We start from the raw sequence: 18,247 nt of genomic DNA, 5'->3' as shown, positions 1-18,247 counted from the left end.
TAGTAATGTCTGAAACAAAGAAGATACCGGCGAGCACGCAAAAAAATTACATTGTTCACTCCAGTGATTTACCTTTGAGCTGTCCAACAGACGAGATGGAATTATGGAATGCTCATCCGAAAGTTTACTTGCCAATTGAAAAAACTGGCTCAGAAGTTTGTCCCTATTGTGGTTCTCGCTTTGTTTTAAAAGATGAGTAACTATTCAGCACGTTCATCGAAAAGTCATATTTTGGCGCTTCTTGAACCAAAAGAGCGCTAAAATCTGATTTTTCCCCTAAAGCATTCAAAATTTGGTGAATAGATACAAAGATGATTAACTCAATCTGTATTGTACGTCTGTCGGCATTAGGTGATGTATTAATGTTAGTTCCATTAATTCGCACTTTACAAGCTAATATCCCGGATGCTTCTATTACTTGGGTAATTTCACGTCCTGCCTATGATTTGGTTGAAGGGATGGATGGCGTCGAGTTTATAGTAATCAATAAACCTAATAGCATTGCTGACTATTGGCGTTTTAAAAAGCAACTGAAGGGTCGCTTTTTTGATGTCCTGTTGGCCACTCAAGCAAGTTTTCGCGCTAATTTACTTTACCCTTTGATTCGTGCTTCGCGCAAAATTGGTTTTGATGCACATCGGGCCAAAGATGGGCATAAATGGGTTATCAATGAAACGATTCGCGCTGCAAAAGAGCACAACCTGGAGGGGTTTTTACAATTTGCCAAGGTCTTGGGTTTATTGAAAGAAGATTTGCGTTGGGATTTGCCCATTATGCAAGCAGATTATGAGTGGGCGCGAATGCATTTGCCTGCTGAAGGTCCGGTATTATTGGTGAATCCTGCGGCGAGTAAACCAGAAAGGAGTTGGCCGGTCGAACGCTATGTCGCTGTTATCAGAGAAGCGCAACAACGTTGGCATGCTCAGGTTGTTTTAACTGGTGGCCCCGGTGCTTTTGATAGAAAATTGGCAGATGCAATAATAAGTCAGGTGGATTGTATTGATTTAGTTGGTAAAACCAAACCAAAACAATTACTCGCGGTAATTAGCCAGGCAAAGGCAATGTTATGTCCTGATACAGGGCCTTCGCACATGGCCGCTGCAGTGGGTACTCCGGTGGTTGCTTTGCACGCCGTAACCAATTCACAAATTACAGGTCCCTACACTTTCAGGCATTTGGTTATTGATTGTTATCCACAGGCAGTCGAAACCATTTTGCAAAAAAAGGCTAAAAAAAATGCTTGGGGTACTAAGGTGCATGGCGAAGAAGCGATGAAACTGATTCAAGTCGATGCAGTATTGGCTAAACTAGACACTGTCATGCAATAGATGAGATTAAGGCGGTAAGATCCAATAATGTCCGCTTGGATGAAGTTTACTGCGATATAGTTGTCTTTTGTGGCTCGGTGAGTTATGAAGCAACCAATATATATCGGAGATAATCGCCCGGGATCGATAATAACGGTGTTTTAAGAACTCAGGTTTAACAATATAAGTCGCATCAATGATATCAAAACGCGGATTTTCATGAGGCATAATTGCTAATAATGCTTGTGTTTCATCGAGGTGGCTGTCGGATTTAAATTCCTTTGGTAATCCCAGCGGGTTATCACCATATTCTAAATGTGAGATTAACAGTGCTTGATCATCGGATGCAACATAGACAGTTAGTCGATTTACCATCGCTAAAATTTGTTTCTTGAATTCGTTATCAAAGTCTCCTTCATCGACATCGGGAGCTATCATAATCACATCTTGTATTTCACTCTCGGAATCAGCCCACCCACCGAAGTGATATAAAATATCAAAACTATCGCAAATCAAGCGTGTGCCTAAGCTATGACCAATGATAATTAATTTTGCTTCGGGAATTTCGTGGCGTAATTCTTTTAAAAATTGAGCAAAGTAGGGAGCAGTTTTCTTTTCTGTTTCCTCATCGATTGAATAGGAAAAAAGTTTATACTGGCTGGGCCAGGAAAAAAATAAATAAGTTGCCTCAGTATTAAGATCATAAGCACCTCTTGCTAAAACGGAGGCAGAGCCGGTAAAGCTATTGGCATAACCATGAACCCAGATTACCAAAAGTTTGGTTTTACTATCATCAACGGATTTCTTTAATACCTTATAAAATTTTTCTCTGTCAAATTGTTGTAGATCAAGGATACGTGTCGTGTCAAAAACACCACCAAGTCGATAGGCTTTAGGAATGGGAACATAAGTAACACCATAGGTTAATTGTTCTGACATTTTATTAGTGTAAAAAGGATTGGCCTTTAAATCAAAAATCCGATTGGTAGCAAAATAAGCTTTCATTGCAGGCTCTTTATTGACCAAATGGACTCCAGAGCGATTTTCAAGATTAGCAATGTCATAAGTAAATTGAGATTGGTATCGGTAATATAAATACCCAAGAATTCCTATTAGAAGAATGACGAGCAGGAGAAAAATTTTTAAGCTAATAGAAATTATTCGCTTCATTTTAGACTCAATGGATTTGATTTAATTTTAATTCTAATGCATCGTCAGAGTTTGATTTTTGTAAATTATTCTCTTTTTATAGTTTAGCTGGTAGTTGGGTTTTAACAACGCCAATATAAAATTTTTTCCTAATAATCAGAGTAAATATAAATTTGCAAATAATTAACAATTATGAAGTTGCCTTTAAGACGTTGTTAGCTTATTTTTAAACATAGGTAGTATTTCTTGTCCGGCTAACAGGATTTGTATAGGAGGCCAGACTGTAGGTGTGGTGAGCAAGCTTAATTTAATTAAGAAGCCTAAAGCATCTCAAGAGGTGTCCATCTTTGTAATATCGAACTGTGACAAGAATACTATCTATCCTAAACCCCTCCTTGATGTGTCTGATTGTTTGGCTTAATTTTTAGTTAATTATTTGCTGTTAATATTAAGTAAGCAATGTCCTGACCAAAGAATTCAATGATTTTAATTTTGACTCACAATCATCATAAAAAAATTTACATCAACAAAGAATTTGAATCTAACTTATCTATCCCAAATGAGTTGTTAGATACATTATCAGGGCTAAAACGAGACAATGAAGAACGATTTAATATGCTTGCAACTAGCCAGCGAGTTGTTGTTTTTAAGGATGTTGCAGAACTTCACGAGGAAATGAAGCGCTTTAAAATCTTAAAGCAATATGAAAAAGATTTCAGTACAAGTTTCTTAATGCAAATGTATACAATGAAATTGGCTAATTTATGGGGAAGTGATGAAGCCTTTGTTGCACAGCTAGAAATCCGAGATATGGTTTTAAAAATGAAAGAAGCTGACCCTCTTAAACAAGAAATAATTATCAAGCTTTGTCAGAGTTCTCGTCAATTCAAATCAATTGAACGACTTAAAGAAGAAATAGCATTTAGATTCAATGCTGTGAAATTAATGGATAATGATAAATTGCATTTGGCTGAGGGCGGCTATCAATATCCGACGCAAGAAAAAAATTATTTGCAATTAGACAGTGATTATTGGGTGATGCCAAATAAAAGCAGAGGATTTTTTAGATTAAAGACAGGAGTCAAACCCTCTGAGGCGATTCGATCTATTTTTGATGATACCAGGCTTGTTGTTCTCGAATGCCATAGTTTTATGCTTTGTATTCAATATAAAGCATTATTAGACACTATCGGTTCTAGAAGGTTTAATCTTCTTTTTACAAAAAAACCATTGATTATTGCCGATGGATTTAATCTGGCTGAACAGGATAAGGATAATTTGCAGGAAATTATTCCTTATATAGATCATGCAAGAAAAGAGGCGTTAATTCCTGGAGATTGGTTGTATCTTGCAAACTTTCCTGAATATCATACGGCCACTTTGTATGATTCCTCTAAGAATGGTAGCGGATTGCATTCTATGTTCATGGGAAATAATACATACCGTGGTTTTGGTACACCAAGTGCTATGACAGAAATCGAAATAAAGCGCCATTTTTTAGAAATTTATAATGAAGATTTTTGCGCCTATCCTCTAAAAATTAGCGCAGAAAATATTGATGATAAAACGATGGGACTTGATAAAGAAGAGCAGAATCTGACGTTGGGTGAAAAAGTAATCATACATGGTCATATCGACTGTCCTGAGTTGGAATGGAAGAGTGTTGAATGCACTTATCTGGGTAATGGCAAATTTAATTGTAATAAGCTAATGCTGCAGAATGCTTCAGAAGCAGACATTGTTCTTGCATTACTAGAAAAATTTAATTCATTATTGCCCACAAAAAAAACAGAGGATGATTTAATAAGTCTCAATATATTTAGAAGTTTATTGACGAATGTCAGAGGGATGGATTTTTCAGGTCAACGATTTGATGAGATATTCCCCAAACCCCCTTCAGGTTATGAAACTACGGGAGGGGCTACTTTATTTACCCAAAGAAATAAAGAGTTAGCTACCACCCTAAACTCTATGGAATATTCAGTCTAAAAGTTCTTTGTATAAATATTAATAGTCTAATAGTTGCCGTATTCTATGAGTATACTGTGTCAGCAGGGTCTTATTGATAATAAAATCCTTTAGTGGCGTTTGAATATCGAAATAAATAATATTCGCTAAAAATCCATAGCAGCAAGCATCAATAACATGCACTTCATTCCCAAAGAAAAATTTCTTGTCTGCAAGCAGAGAATTAATGATTGCTAAATCTTGAGTACCTGATTGATAGATTTCGTCTTCTGAGTAACGACTGATACCTTGATAGTAATAGCGTTGCAGATTGTATTTCCTACCCTTTTCCAGTGAGCTTTCAGTGAGTTCGGGAAGTTGTTGCAAAAACTCTGCTTTAAATAAAGGCCAAAAGCGTTCATCTTGCCAACGAGAATAAGACATTACCCAATACAAATGATTATCAAGCATTCTGGTAACAAGGAAATGAAGATTTTTTTGTATTTCGGTTAAGTCATCATCTAGACCAATATGATATTTATCCGAAAGAAAGTGAATAATATTATTGCTGTCGGTAACGATTTGACCATCATCTTCAATATAAGGCAGTTGACCTCGTGGAGCGTTTTTAGTATCTACGATAGGTTCAAGACGATAATTAATTTTAGCGAGTCTTAAAAAAGTATCGACTTTTAAGCCATAGGGATTATTGTCTGGAACACCAAAAAGTTGAGGGTAAGAGTATAGAATGAGCATCTGAAAATCCTTTTATATAAGCATAAATATTAACTCTTCGTAAACCTTTTTAAAACTAATTCCAGCCATGAGTGTTAAGCGCATCATATTCTTCGCTAAATTGCAATTCATACTTGGACTGAATGATTAAATAATATACAATATGGCGAATATTGTCATATTGGAATGATATGCGTGTCTTCTAGTGCATTAGCCAAACCACTACAGTGGGTATGCAGCCTCTATTTTTTTCAAAGTATACCTTTTGTTGTTGTCAATTTAATTGCCACCATTATTTATCAACAAGCAGGTTTACAGAATGCAACGGTAACTTTATTGTCAAGTCTATTGATGCTTCCTTGGGCTATTAAACCATTATTCGCGCCATTTTTAGAAACTCTGGCAACCAAAAAAAGGTTGACGCTATTAATGCAATGCTTCTTGTCACTTCTGTTTTTAGGATTGGCATTTAGTGCAGGTAACGCTAATTTTTTAATTGTTAGCGCCTGTATTTTTATAGGGGTGGCGTTTGTTTCTTCTGTTCACGATATTGTTTCTGACGGCGTTTATTTGCTTAATTTAAAAGAAGAAGAGCAAAGACGTTACATAGCAATTCGCAGTTTTTTTTATCAAATGGGCCGCCTGGTTGTGAAAGGAATTTTATTAGCAATAATAGGACAATTTGCCTGGCATTATATGCTTAATGTCTGGCAAGCTTTTTTTTATAGCTTGTTTATTCTGGGATTCATACTCACTGGTTATCATTTTTTTAAACTTCCAGAAAAAGAGGTTTACAGCCCGACAGAAAAGAAAAAAAAGTATCACCTGATCTTTAATGAGCTAATTTCCAATAAGGCATTATACATCCCATTGTTGTATATTTTTTTGTATAACTTTGCCGATGCCCAGTTGCAAAAAATAATTCCTTTATTTTTGCTTGATAAAGGCGGATTAAATTTAAATTTATCTGAGGTTGGTGAAATTTATGGTATTTTTGGCAGCTTGGCATTTATGTTTGGGGTTTTTGTTTCAGGTTTTTTAATTACGCGTTTCCCACTGTCATTCTGCATAAAAAATTTTAGTAGCCTATTGTTTCTGAGTCCTCTATTGTTTTTGTTAATCATGGCAAATGGCGTCCATCCATTCTTAATTTATATGGTTATTGCTATCTATCAATTTGCATTAGGCTTAGCTAATGGTGCCTATATGGGATATTTGCTATTTATTGCTAATAAGAGCATTTACTCTATGACGATGTATACTCTTTGTACCTCAGCAATGGCGTTAAGTTATGTTTTTTGGGGAGCTTTGAGTGGGATTTTAGAACAGCAACTTGGTTACTCCTCTTTTTTTATCTATCTACTAACTATTAATGTTCTCTTATTAATCATGACGTACAGGATGATGAATAATGATGTTTGAATTACTGGAGCAACTTGAGAGTCAACTTGCACGAGCGGGTATGCTACGTGATTGTGATACGGCACTAAGTGATTATTTAATAAAACGGGGGATTTCCACGTTTTCTTTTACCTATTATGCTTACCATCCAAATTCTGCCAATAAATTAAAATATGATATGTGTTCTACTAATTTTAAAGCTTGGCATCAACATTATCTCGAGGAACAATATAATAATATCGATAGCACTTTAAGCTTTGTCTATAACAACCATTTACCTATTTATTGGAATTTGCAACAGCAATTAATTCAAGCTGAGAATGAGGCTGAACGCAAAATGAGACAAGATTCGATTGCATTTGGAGCTGAAGCGGGTCTCTCAATTCCTATTCACGGACCTAAGAATAATTTTGCAATTTTATTATTGGTACAGATGCAACACGAGCGATGTCAGTTGCAAGAATCTAAATCCCAGTATGAGTTTTTTGTTGCAGCGCATCATTATTATCATTACATTCAAACTCATCTTTTAAATGAGATACCGGAGAAGGATTCTTTTTGTTTAACGCAACGAGAAATCCAATGTTTATTATTAATAGCCAAAGATTATTCTGTTAAACAAATGTCGCAGACACTTGAGGTGAGTGAAAGAACAATTAATTTTCATATACAAAAAATAAATAAAAAATTGGGAACCAAAAATAAATATCAATCTTTAGCCAAAGCGCTACAGTGTCAATTGCTTACTCTATGATCCCCTGTCAGAAATGACAGTGGTTAAATTGCTTTCTAAGAAATTAAAATTTACACACATTTTCTTTAACAGAGAGCATAATGAAAATTGTTAAAATCTCCTTATCTGTCATTTTCGCGGCCATGTTGCCATTTTCGGGGCATGCTTCACTGACTCTTTATACTACAAGCTGGTCAATGTATGGGGAAAACCCCTACGAATATGACGGTGCGTATAAAAACGGTCGGCCTTATGGTCAATTAACCTACGTATCTAATCCGGCGATGGTTGCTCAATTTAACAAGGCTGATATCGTTGCCTGGTCCTTTTTGCAGGTGTGGAATAGTCATGATCCGAATCAGGCACAATATCAAATACCTGGCGTCTGGGATGGTCTAATGCATTTTGATGATTTATGGGGCGAGTTGCCATTAGAGGGCTCCTGGATATCGACGTTACCGCCGGAGACTAAAGATTTTTTAACCTTTTGCCAGGGAAATACAGGCGCTTGTGCGGCTATACAAACGAATGGCAATACAGGTCAGAAAGAGTTATTTGTTTACACTGATCAAAAAGGAGTGGGGCAGCTAAATAGCTTTGGTGCTTTTATTCACTCTGACAAATATACAGCCAAGCGAATTATTGCTATTGGTGGTGCAAATACAGTCGATAATAAAGGGATAAGCACTTCGACATTTGAAGCTATTTTTGCTAATCAAGATAAATTTTTAAATCAATTCAAATCATGGATGAATCATTTTAAAAATTTAAAAGGAGTGGATTATGATTTTGAACCCCCCATTGATTTACAAACGGGTGCACAATTACCTCCCGACGAACGAACAATAGCAGACTATAAGCATCTTTTTGAATTAGTTAAAGCAAGTCGTAGCACCCTAGGTAAGGATGCTTACATCTCAGTAACCATCACGGTTAACAAAGATTATTTAGAAAAAATTAATCAATCAGTTGACGGAGGATGGTTTCAACAAATCGCCAATTTTGCTGATAGCGTGAATCTAATGACTTATGATTTGCATGGTCCTTGGAGTCAGAGTAGTGATCCTTACACGGCTGTTCATGCTTATTTAAAGCAGCCAGAGACCAATCGAAAAGACGAATTTGCTATTAATTACGGTACGGATGCCATTACTGCTCAAGTCTTGAGTTATGGCATGCCCAAAAACAAATTACAGGTAGGATTGGCAGCTTATGGACGAGGTTTTTCCGGGGTAGAGGCTGGAGGTGATAATAACTATCCAGGCTTTGAACAACCTTGGACAGGAGTTAGTCATTTCCCCAGTTCTTATTCGAAACAAGACGGTATGCTGCCTTATAGCGCGATTGATAAAGTGGTCAGAGAGTTAAACTATAAGATTTACCACGTTCAGGCGGTGGATGAAAATAATCAGCCCTTTATTACAGGCTCTTATCTCTATAATGCGGCAACAAAACAGTTTATTGGCTATCAATCTCCAGAGACTGTTAAGGCTGTTTGCGCTTTTATCAAAACACAACAGCTAAAAGGAGCCATTATGTGGAGTGCTGATACAGACCTGCCAGTCTCTAATCCCAATAGTTTAGTCGCTACTTACAAAACTTCATGTAATTAAAACATATACGTGGGGGTGAAATTCACGTCTTTCACTCCCCAAGCCATTTGGATGATCGGATGAAAAAGATTCTTCATTTTTTTATTATGACGGCTTTGTTTAGCGCCGCTGGTTTAGCTAAGGCTAATTGGAAACCTTACTGCGCGGCAGAAAGAAAAAATCAACAAATGATTATTGCTTATTTGGGAGCAGATTCTAACTGGGATCTTAGAAATACTGATTTGGTCAAACTTGAAGAGCAATTGTCGAAAATTACCGTAGTTAATTATGCTTTTGCTCGTTTTGGTAAAGATGCACAAGGAAATACTTTTTTTAATTTAAGCCAGCAAGATGTCGAAAATATTCGCTTACTACGCCAACTGAAACCTGATTTGCCAGTCATTATTGCTATAGGGGGGTGGGGAGATCGTGAAAGTTTTAAATCTTTTTTAGAAAATGAAGACCAGATGAAGATTTTTGTTGCCTCTGTCAAAAAAAATCTTAAGCAGTATCAGCTTGATGGGATCGATATTGATTGGGAAAATGAATTACTGGCCAGTCAAGAAGAAATAAAAGGCGTAGCAACATTGCTCAAGCGTTTGCACGATAGTATCCATACTGATGGCTACTGCATAAGCAATGCAGTGCCTGCAACGAAAGCTTATTGGTATCATTATCCTGATGCAAGGTTATGGCAGGCTTATATAAATTGGACTACTGTTATGGCCTATGATCATTACGGTACCTTTGGGCCACGCACAGAACATGCATCGGCATTATATGAAACCAATCGTAGGAAAGATGCTAGTTATCCTTATCCGAAAACATCAGGTAACAAAGCGATCAAACATTACTATAATCAAGGGCTGCCTGCGCAAAAACTTATCTTGGGTATTCCTTTTTATTGTCATTCTTATTTCATCAACAATGACGTAGTAAATGACAATCCCGAAGCACCCGGGCTTCATGTTCCTGTTCTTGATCCTAATATTAGTAGTCAAATGAGCTATAACGAGGCTTATACTCGCTATGGCGATAAGCTTTTTGCTTATCAATCTTCCTTTTTAGGTAAAGATGGACAGGCAGTAACCTTCTATGGTCTGATTCCCATAGAGAATACCACGATAAGTCGTTTTTTAAGTTGCGAAGGACCGCGAACTATTGTGGATAAAATTAACTACGTAGAAGGTAATAACCCAATGACTGTAAACTCACAAGAAATTGTTAAGTTAGGTGGCGTGTCATTTTGGAGCTTACAACAAGATTTATCTTTTTCAGATACAAACTCACTTCTGCGAGCGATTTATTATGGTTTTGCAGCGACTAAAAATAAATAGCGCTGCGGGTCAAGAGTAGTGTTAAAACAAGTAGACTGCTATTAGGGAGAGGCAAGGTGACAGGGAAGATTGAGTTAATCAAAGATTTCTTTAATCATTGGCGTCAAGACAATGCAAAAAAAGAAGAGGATATACTGCTTACGGCAATTGATTTTGTTATTTATCTCGAGGATGGGGTTGATTTAAAAAAAATTAACGAAGAGTTTATAGATACAAAATCGCCTAAATATAATGCCTTGGATCGATACAGGAAGCGAGGTTTTGGAGCATTAGTATATTGTAAATTTATTTTGCAGGAATACCTGAAAAATCTTACTACAGCGAACATGGATGAAATAGCCGTATTGGAGAAAATTGCCCAAAATCTTGAGGATTTATATCTTAGTAGTCGAACAGAAACGCAAAAAAAAATAAATAATCTTACTGATAGTTACCACTTGTGGTTAAGCAATTATGCAAGAGCAAAGCTTAATGATAGGCAAATACAACCATTATGCTATTCGTTATATATTCTTTTAAAAATACTCAATATTTCACTTAAAGGGCTCGACTCCTGGAGTAAAGGTTTAGCAAGACCCTTTATCGATTTAGGATGGTTAGACGCTGAAGTTGAGGGTTTGCTTACAGAGACGAGAGACACACTTAGTTTGTTAGAAATGGAAATGGAGAGAAATAAAAGGGCTGGTGATTCCCCTCCCGAAAATCTGACAGAATATTTTAATCAACGTTATTTACAGCTAATTAATCAGCATCCTATATACAGTTATGATTGCCTTGAGGAGAGTATTTCTTTGCTTGAGCATGCTTTAAGACAGGTTGAAAAATTAGGGCAATTACTTAAAAAAAGAGAGCTTATCAAAGCAAAGATTAAATCGACAGAATCATTGCTTGCTGTTTTAGAAGAAAATGAACGCCGAATTATTGGAAGAAAATATTTTTTAGAATTAATCGCGGAGAATAATGCTCTTTTTCAAGAGTTATTAAACAATACGATTGAAGGTACCAGCCTGCCCTTATTAAAAAAAATAGAGCAATTAAAAAATCCGGATAATTATCAAAAGTTATCTTCCTCGGTCCAATATGTAACAAGCTGGGCTACTATCCTCCCGACATCAGCATTACGTTTAGCTGTTCCTCAAACCTGGCAGGAATCAGTTGTAAACTCTGTTCCTGCCACCTTAGATAGTGAATGCAAGCAGGAGCTAAAAGTCGTGGCTGAAAGATGTTTAAAGGAGTTAAAGCATGAGTTACTTACAACAAAAGATAATCCTAAATTGACAGCTGAGGTGTCTGTTTCAGAGCAAGAACAATATGAAAAATTTATCCATACTGCTTCTTCTGAAACAGTTTCAGATCTTCTTACGACCAGTGAGTCGATGCTTAAAAGCCTCTCTGAATATAAAAAATTGCTGAAACTAACACGTATAACTCAACAAAAATTTACAGAAATTAAAGCCTTGGATGAGAGTACCCAAGAATTTCTGCAACAACATGATAGTTTGTGGACTAGATTGTTAAGTTTTTTAGCGAAACTATTTTCGTTTTTCAACACTGAAACGGTGAAATTGGTTGATAGAGTACGAAAAATTCAGTCTGAATTACCTGAATTAAAAGAAGAACATCACACTTCTTTTCAGAGCGAATGCGAAACAGCTAAAAAAAATATGATAATATTTCCTCCACTCAAGGAGTGCTTGATAGAGCGGGCAAAAGTTGTCGTTAAACTAACTGGAAACGAAAAAAGGGTAAAAAATAAAACCCAAGATATTCACCACTCATTTAATCTTATTGAGCAAGGTTTTTTCCGCTTAAAGCAAGATCTTTCGGAATTAACACCACAAAGTAAAAATGATGAGAAAAATAGCCTGGTGCCTCTATTGAGTAGCCAAAAAATATTATAGAAGGAAAGGAAGCAGTTGGAATCATTATTTTTTTCTGCAGGTTTGGTCGCATTAGCTGAATTTGGAGATAAAACGCAGCTATTGGCATTTATTTTGGCAGCTCGATTTAAAGAGCCATTCCCTATTATTTTGGGAATTTTAGTTGCGACATTAATTAATCATGGATTAGCCGGGATTATTGGCGTTTGGCTAATTTCAACTTTAAGTCCTCAAAGTTTGCGTTGGTTGTTAGGTCTCTCGTTTATTGCGATGGCAATTTGGATCTTAATTCCCGATAAATTAGAACAAGAAGAAACAAAAATAGCCCAGAATCTTGGTGTTTTTACTGCTACTCTCATTAGTTTTTTCTTAGCTGAAATGGGAGATAAGACTCAATTGGCGACAGTGGCCTTAACGGCACACTATAAAGCCCCCATCATGGTCATTATTGGAACAACATTAGGAATGTTAATTGCTGATATCCCTGCCGTATTTCTTGGAGAAAAATTAGGGGAAAAAATCCCCATAAAAATCATTCGATTCAGTGCTGCAGCTTTATTCGTGCTAATCGCTATTGTTTCAATTCTAGAGTTGGATAAATTTATTTTTGGTTAACTTTAATTTCTCGGGCATGGTATGCCTCCAGAATAGTAATCACTTCATTCATTTGCTCATCCGAAGTTACAGTAACCCAAAGCACAAACCCACCTTTTCTTTCCTGACGTCTATTTTGTTCTGTTTGACGATTACTGACAAATTTGGCAAGAAGAGTTCCTGCAATCGCACCAATAATTGCACCTAGAATGCCATAAAATAGATTGTCAGAAGGGGAACGCACGTCACCAATCAAAAAAACACCAATCACCACACAAATAAACACCGGGATAGAAAAAGAAAAAGCCACAATCCAACCTAGATCATCTTGTAAAAAGGATTCCTTTTTAGGCGGGTGTTTACTTTCTTGAATTTTGTCAGGTTTTACATAAGGGCTACCATATTTTTCTTGTATTTCCCCGGGTGAGCCCTGGACACTAATTGCATGACGAGCAACAGTTTTTTCAGTCAATTTAGTAATGATGACCTCCAAAACTGATTCGCTACTAACAATGGCGCTTATGTATTTTTGTGGTAAATCTGCCATGGTTAACTCCCTATACACCTTAAAAGTCCGTCTATATTAAGCATAGCTTCTTTACGCATAGAGAGGAAAATAGGAATGGGTTACTTTCCTCTGTTTTTGTAAATCCCCAACCCGTCATCCTCTACGCTGTTCAGGATGACAGGGTAAGAAGGTTACCTGATGACAGGTCGTTACCTGTTTTTTATGAATGGTTTTATAATAAAGATAATGTGTCTCAGAAGTTCAGGGAGAATATAATGGGTCACTATGAAGTAGCACGTATGACTAAGGATGAAGTTTACTATGCAATAGAATGGGCAGCGAGAGAGGGCTGGAATCCCGGATTGCATGATGCAGATTGCTTTTATCAAACTGATCCTCATGGATTTTTTGTAGGAAAACTAGACGGTAAAATTATTGCTGTTGGTTCTGCAGTAATTTACGACGATCAATTCGCTTTTTGTGGCTTTTATATTGTGGAGCAAGCGTATCGAGGCCAGGGATATGGCCTGGCTCTAACAAAAGCACGTTTAGACTATGTTGATGGGCGCAATGCGGGCATTGATGGTGTAATTCAAATGGTGGATAAGTATGCTCGCTTAGGCTATAAGATTGCACACAATAACGGTCGTTATGCCGGTAAATTGTTGTCTACTCGCGAAAAAAAAAATCAGCATATTATTTCCCTGGCTGACGTGGATTTTGACCAGTTGCTTAAATACGATCGAAAGCATTTCCCGGCATCGCGTGAAATTTTTTTAAAATGCTGGATTGAGCAACCAGAAGGGGCGAGTCTTGGTTATGTTAGTCAGGGTGAGCTTAAGGGTTTTGGCGTAATAAGGGCTTGTCAAACAGGGTTCAAAATTGGTCCTTTGTTTGCTGATACGCCAACGATTGCGGAAAACTTATTCTTAAACTTAGTAAATTATACTCAAGGTAAAGAATTTTATTTGGATATTCCCGAAAATAATCCTCATGCAAAAGCCTTAGTCCAGCATTATCAACTGGGGAAAGTATTTGAAACAGCACGAATGTATTTAAAAGAAGAGCCTCCACTGCCTATTGACCAAATCTATGGTATTACTTCTTTTGAATTAGGATAAATCATGACTCGGCAAATGGTAGGTTATGGACAAAATGTTCCCGTCGTTTGCTGGCCAAACCAGGCGAAGCTTGCTGTTAATTTTGTTATTAATTATGAAGAGGGAGCTGAGCTTACGCCTGTTAATCATGACAAATTTTCTGAAATCTACGGCGGGGAGTTTCCTCTGGTCTCTAAACCAGAGGGCATGCGCAATTTAAGCATGGAGTCTTTATTTGAATATGGCAGTCGGGTCGGTTTGTGGCGTGTGATTAGACTATTTAATATAGAAAATGTTCCTTTAACGTTTTTTATAACAGGGCTTGCTTTAACGTTAAATCCGGAGTTAAGTCATTATTTAAAAACGTCTGATCATGATGTTGCTGGGCATGGATGGCGATGGATAGATTATGCAAAGATTTCCAAAAATGAAGAAAAAAGGCATATTTTGCGATGTTGTAAAACAATAAGAGAATTAACAGGAAAAACAATTCAGGGCTGGTACACTGGTCGACGAAGTGAAAATACGCGTGAGTTATTGCGGGAAATAGGTGGATTTCTTTATGATTCTGATAGTTATGCAGATGATTTACCCTATTTTGAAGCGAATCATTTGATCATTCCTTATAATCTGGATTGCAATGATTTTCGCTTTAGCACCTCACCAGGTTTTGCCAAGGGCGAAGATTTTTTTATACACCTTAAAAATACCTTTGATTATTTATATGCGGAAAAGCAAGCTGCAATCATGACTATTGGTTTGCATCCTCGAATCAGTGGGCGGCCCGGTCGTTGTATGGCTATTAAGCAGTTTATTACTTATTTGAAACAATTTCCCGACGTATGGATAGCTCGACGTCTCGATATTGCCAATTATTGGTTGCAATTGCGGCAAGAAGGTAAAGTTTAAACGGATTTAAAATTACTGCATGGCAGAATACTCTTATCAGCGAATCATTCTTTTATAATCTATTGAATTCGCAAGCTACCTTGAATAAAGAAATCAGCTAATAGTATTAACAACGTTAATTTTCTCTTAAGTATAAAAAGATATATTAGTAACTTATCCAGCTAATTAAGTGAGCGATCATGACTAACCCTGTAGCTTTACTAGATGTTGATCATACCCTACTGTTTGATACTACTCTCAATGAAACTCTCTTGAATTCCCTTAAGAAAAAAGGGATTAAAGATGTTTATCTCTTTACTGATATGAAATACGGTAGAGGAAATGTTGAAGATCGAATGAAGCTGGTGCAGCAACTTGAAGCAAGAGGATTTACGGTTCATGGTGTCATTACACCGGTTGATCTAGTCTGGCAACAGTTTACTGAAGAAGACAGTATAAAAATGGATGAGTGGACTACTGATGGTTACAGAGGCAAATTATATGGACCTACATTTGAAGCGGAACTTAAAAAGCAAGAAACTGAGAGTGCGCTACCTTTTCTTAAGAAAGTAATTGAGTATATTCCAGAAAAAAATAAACCTGGAGCAAGCTATGCAGATGCTGTCAAAGCTTATCAATCAATGCCTACAACTGCTAAGGAAGATGAGCCCCTACCAGGTCATATGCTAGCAAGAAGTTCTTACGCTAAAGTATTTGCTGATCGTTTGGCCCAAGACTATGACAATACCAAAGGATTATTACTGGATTTCTTCATTCGCCATAAGCCTGATTGGGTTAGTAGTATTGTAGTTATGGATGATAGAGAGAAGGTAATTTCTGCTGTTAAGCAATACGTGGAAAGATCCAAGACGGATGTACCGATCACAACAATTCATGTGACCAGTGATAAATTGGAAGCCAGTTTCTATGATTCTCAACTCGATGAACATCTGAAAAAAGATCCCGCGGTGGTCTTGGCATCACTAAATGATAAAATTGATGTATTCATCGCTACTTTAAATAAATCACGATTTAATCCTTTTTTAAGCAGCCCAGAGGCAAAAATTGCAGCTTTGAAAATCTTAAAAAAGGAACTGGAAAATACTTTAAATAGTGGGGATGAGACGAGGATCGGGGATATTATTGATGCATGGAAAAGTTCACAGAAATTTACCAATACTCGCACTAACGAGACAGTATCTGTTGCCAAAGTGCTCGCTCAGCACCGCAATATATTTCGCCCAGAAACCCGTGAGGTAGAAACCAGCACGCAACTTTTTATTGAAAGCTTAAAAAGAGACTTTGCTGATATTACTTTTAATAAAGCTCAAGAAAGTGAACTTCAGCTTGAACTGCAGTAATACAACGTGAAAGAAAAAAAGAAGTCTGATGATCACCAGACTTCTTTTTTTACCCAAGATATTTAAAGTCCTGCGGAACTTTATCTTAATCAGTTTCAGCCGCCAACTCCATATTTGCAGTTATTTCCTCATGCTCTTTATTATTAATAAGAACGTGTTGTGAAAAATGAAGAATAATAATACTAAGTGGTAGAATGAGAGCAATATCTAATGGAAACTGTAAACGTCCGATGCCACCAAACGAGCCAAAATAGGAAACCAGCAGCATAGATGTCATATAAAAGGCAAACCAATAAAGACTCGGACTGCAATCAATTAAGCGTCGTTTTTGATAAAAAAGATTAATAATAAAACCTAGTAAAAGAGCAACATCCAATTTCCATAAAATATCAAAACCACACCAATACAGCATGAGATTACAAACATAAAAGGCGGTATGACAGAAAAACTGACTTGCCCAAAGTCTGAAGGGACGATCGCGATTAGGTTGAAGTCTGCGCATTGCCAGTAAACAAAGGGGACCAATTCCATAGGACAAAATGCTGCAAGAGGAAAGAAAGGCCACCATTTTTTGCCATCCTGGGAACGGAAGGAAGGATAAAATACCTACGAGAAAGTTTGCGTATAAAGTAATATAAGGAATCTTATGTCTATTTAACTTTAAGAAAATTTTAGGTAAATGCTTATTTAACGTCATTCCATATAAAATACGGGAAGTCGCTGCAGTATAAACCAGTGTTGTACCGAAGGGCGAAAAAGCTGCGTCAAACATAAGTAATAATGAAACAAAACCTAAACCAACGAGTAGCGTTAATCCTACTAATGGTCCGCTGTCTCCGGGGAAGCTTAGATGTTGCCAACCATTCGCTAAATAAGTGTGGGGAATAGCAACCAGAAAACTCAGTTGCAGCATAAAGTAAAGTACAAAGCCAACGAGCACTGCTCCTAGAATTGCAATGGGAATATTGCGTTGTGGGTTTTGTACCTCACCTGCAAGCATTAAACCATTTTGGAAACCTGTAAAAGCAAAAGCAATACCCCCTGCAGAAAGTGCCGTAAAAATTTGCACCCAGGCATTTTTACTCGCTAAATCAATGTTAATATTGCTTGTTGATGACGCGGTTGAGAGCAGCGCAATGATGGCAATACTTGGGACCAAGAATTTGATAATACTGGCAATTTTATTACATTCAGCCAACATTTTAATGCCATAAGAATTGAGTAGTACCACAAAAAGCATGATGCACATGGCTACTACGTAGCCTATTCCTGATAATGTAAAAGCTGTCGCTTCTTTAACTATCAATGAGGGAAAGAAATGACTGGAATATTGTAAAATAGCTTGTATCTCGATTGGTGTCATTACTACATAAGATAGCCAGGATGTCCAGGCAAATAGAAAACCAACGTCATTTCCATGCGTAAAACTTGGATAATTAGTCATGCCGCCAGAAATAGGAAACATTGCCCCAAGCTCACACAAAGGTAGAGCGATGAATAACATAAACAAGGCAGCAATTATCCAGCTAATTAAGGCATTACTCCCAGCCATTTGGGCACTAATGAAGGGGCTAAATAACCAACCGGAGCCAATCATTCCCCCAGCAGCAGCAATGAGGACGTTTGTTCGAGAAATGTCACGTTTCAGCATAGCTTTTCCTTATAGCTGATGCACCATAAAAATTCATTATATACTTTTTGAAAATAATTTTGCG

At 37.0% G+C, this 18,247-nt stretch carries 16 protein-coding genes; 12 read left to right on the top strand and 4 right to left on the bottom strand.

The window, feature by feature from the left end; genetic code table 11:
- Nucleotides 1-5 precede the first annotated feature (5 nt).
- Together PXX05_RS11100 and PXX05_RS11095 are read left to right on the top strand one after the other, a co-directional pair.
- Nucleotides 6-200, top strand: coding sequence for a zinc-finger domain-containing protein (locus PXX05_RS11100; protein ID WP_275088282.1), 195 nt, complete (start codon nucleotides 6-8; stop codon nucleotides 198-200).
- 111 nt (nucleotides 201-311) lie between these two features.
- Complete coding sequence (locus PXX05_RS11095; RefSeq protein ID WP_275088281.1) at nucleotides 312-1,328, top strand: glycosyltransferase family 9 protein; 1,017 nt, start codon at nucleotides 312-314, stop codon at nucleotides 1,326-1,328.
- 6 nt (nucleotides 1,329-1,334) lie between these two features.
- Here the strand turns inward: PXX05_RS11095 and PXX05_RS11090 are convergent, their stop codons facing one another.
- On the bottom strand, nucleotides 1,335-2,477 hold the full coding sequence (locus PXX05_RS11090) for an alpha/beta hydrolase (RefSeq protein ID WP_275088280.1): 1,143 nt from the start codon (nucleotides 2,475-2,477) through the stop codon (nucleotides 1,335-1,337).
- A 459-nt stretch (nucleotides 2,478-2,936) separates the two neighbouring features.
- Between PXX05_RS11090 and PXX05_RS11085 the strand changes: the two genes are divergently transcribed.
- Nucleotides 2,937-4,445, top strand: coding sequence for a transglutaminase (locus tag PXX05_RS11085; protein ID WP_275088279.1), 1,509 nt, complete (start codon nucleotides 2,937-2,939; stop codon nucleotides 4,443-4,445).
- Between the two features lie 18 nt (nucleotides 4,446-4,463).
- Here PXX05_RS11085 and PXX05_RS11080 read toward each other — a convergent pair whose 3' ends face one another.
- The gene (locus PXX05_RS11080) at nucleotides 4,464-5,159 is read right to left on the bottom strand and encodes a glutathione S-transferase family protein (protein WP_275088278.1); all 696 of its coding nucleotides are present in this window, start codon (nucleotides 5,157-5,159) and stop codon (nucleotides 4,464-4,466) included.
- A 174-nt stretch (nucleotides 5,160-5,333) separates the two neighbouring features.
- On the opposite strand from PXX05_RS11080, the gene PXX05_RS11075 reads away from it, so the two are divergent.
- The 6 genes from PXX05_RS11075 to PXX05_RS11050 all read left to right on the top strand — a co-directional run bounded on the left by PXX05_RS11075 (nucleotide 5,334) and on the right by PXX05_RS11050 (nucleotide 12,696).
- Nucleotides 5,334-6,560 carry an MFS transporter gene (locus tag PXX05_RS11075; protein WP_275088277.1) on the top strand — a complete coding sequence of 409 codons (1,227 nt, stop codon included), beginning with the start codon at nucleotides 5,334-5,336 and terminating at the stop codon, nucleotides 6,558-6,560.
- Nucleotides 6,550-7,293, top strand: a complete 744-nt coding sequence (locus PXX05_RS11070) for a helix-turn-helix transcriptional regulator (protein ID WP_275088276.1) — start codon at nucleotides 6,550-6,552, stop codon at nucleotides 7,291-7,293. Before PXX05_RS11075 ends, PXX05_RS11070 begins: the two co-directional genes overlap by 11 nt.
- Before the next feature lie 80 nt (nucleotides 7,294-7,373).
- Nucleotides 7,374-8,885, top strand: a complete 1,512-nt coding sequence (locus tag PXX05_RS11065; RefSeq protein WP_275088275.1) for a glycosyl hydrolase family 18 protein — start codon at nucleotides 7,374-7,376, stop codon at nucleotides 8,883-8,885.
- A 59-nt stretch (nucleotides 8,886-8,944) separates the two neighbouring features.
- A complete protein-coding gene (locus tag PXX05_RS11060; protein ID WP_275088274.1) occupies nucleotides 8,945-10,201 on the top strand; it encodes a glycosyl hydrolase family 18 protein in 1,257 nt (418 codons plus the stop codon).
- Between the two features lie 56 nt (nucleotides 10,202-10,257).
- Complete coding sequence (locus PXX05_RS11055; RefSeq protein ID WP_275088273.1) at nucleotides 10,258-12,102, top strand: hypothetical protein; 1,845 nt, start codon at nucleotides 10,258-10,260, stop codon at nucleotides 12,100-12,102.
- 15 nt (nucleotides 12,103-12,117) lie between these two features.
- The gene (locus PXX05_RS11050; protein WP_275088272.1) at nucleotides 12,118-12,696 is read left to right on the top strand and encodes a TMEM165/GDT1 family protein; all 579 of its coding nucleotides are present in this window, start codon (nucleotides 12,118-12,120) and stop codon (nucleotides 12,694-12,696) included.
- On the opposite strand, the gene PXX05_RS11045 is transcribed toward PXX05_RS11050, so the two are convergent.
- Entirely contained in the window at nucleotides 12,683-13,222 is a 540-nt protein-coding gene (locus tag PXX05_RS11045) for a hypothetical protein (RefSeq protein WP_275088271.1), read from the bottom strand. The genes PXX05_RS11050 and PXX05_RS11045 overlap by 14 nt on opposite strands.
- Nucleotides 13,223-13,455: 233 nt before the next feature.
- Between PXX05_RS11045 and PXX05_RS11040 the strand changes: the two genes are divergently transcribed.
- The 3 genes from PXX05_RS11040 to PXX05_RS11030 all read left to right on the top strand — a co-directional run bounded on the left by PXX05_RS11040 (nucleotide 13,456) and on the right by PXX05_RS11030 (nucleotide 16,532).
- Nucleotides 13,456-14,304, top strand: a complete 849-nt coding sequence (locus PXX05_RS11040; RefSeq protein WP_420844649.1) for a GNAT family N-acetyltransferase — start codon at nucleotides 13,456-13,458, stop codon at nucleotides 14,302-14,304.
- Nucleotides 14,305-14,307: 3 nt separating this feature from the next.
- Nucleotides 14,308-15,192, top strand: a complete 885-nt coding sequence (locus PXX05_RS11035; protein ID WP_275088269.1) for a polysaccharide deacetylase family protein — start codon at nucleotides 14,308-14,310, stop codon at nucleotides 15,190-15,192.
- A 179-nt stretch (nucleotides 15,193-15,371) separates the two neighbouring features.
- The gene (locus PXX05_RS11030) at nucleotides 15,372-16,532 is read left to right on the top strand and encodes a hypothetical protein (protein WP_275088268.1); all 1,161 of its coding nucleotides are present in this window, start codon (nucleotides 15,372-15,374) and stop codon (nucleotides 16,530-16,532) included.
- A gap of 85 nt (nucleotides 16,533-16,617) precedes the next feature.
- On the opposite strand, the gene PXX05_RS11025 is transcribed toward PXX05_RS11030, so the two are convergent.
- Nucleotides 16,618-18,183: an APC family permease gene (locus PXX05_RS11025; RefSeq protein WP_275088267.1), complete on the bottom strand. Its 1,566-nt coding sequence runs from the start codon at nucleotides 18,181-18,183 to the stop codon at nucleotides 16,618-16,620.
- Nucleotides 18,184-18,247 lie beyond the last annotated feature (64 nt).

This window comes from Legionella cardiaca (genome assembly GCF_029026145.1).
Classification (GTDB): domain Bacteria; phylum Pseudomonadota; class Gammaproteobacteria; order Legionellales; family Legionellaceae; genus Tatlockia; species Tatlockia cardiaca.
Note: the sequence above shows the minus strand (reverse complement) of the source record. Positions and strands in the feature narration are given on the sequence as shown.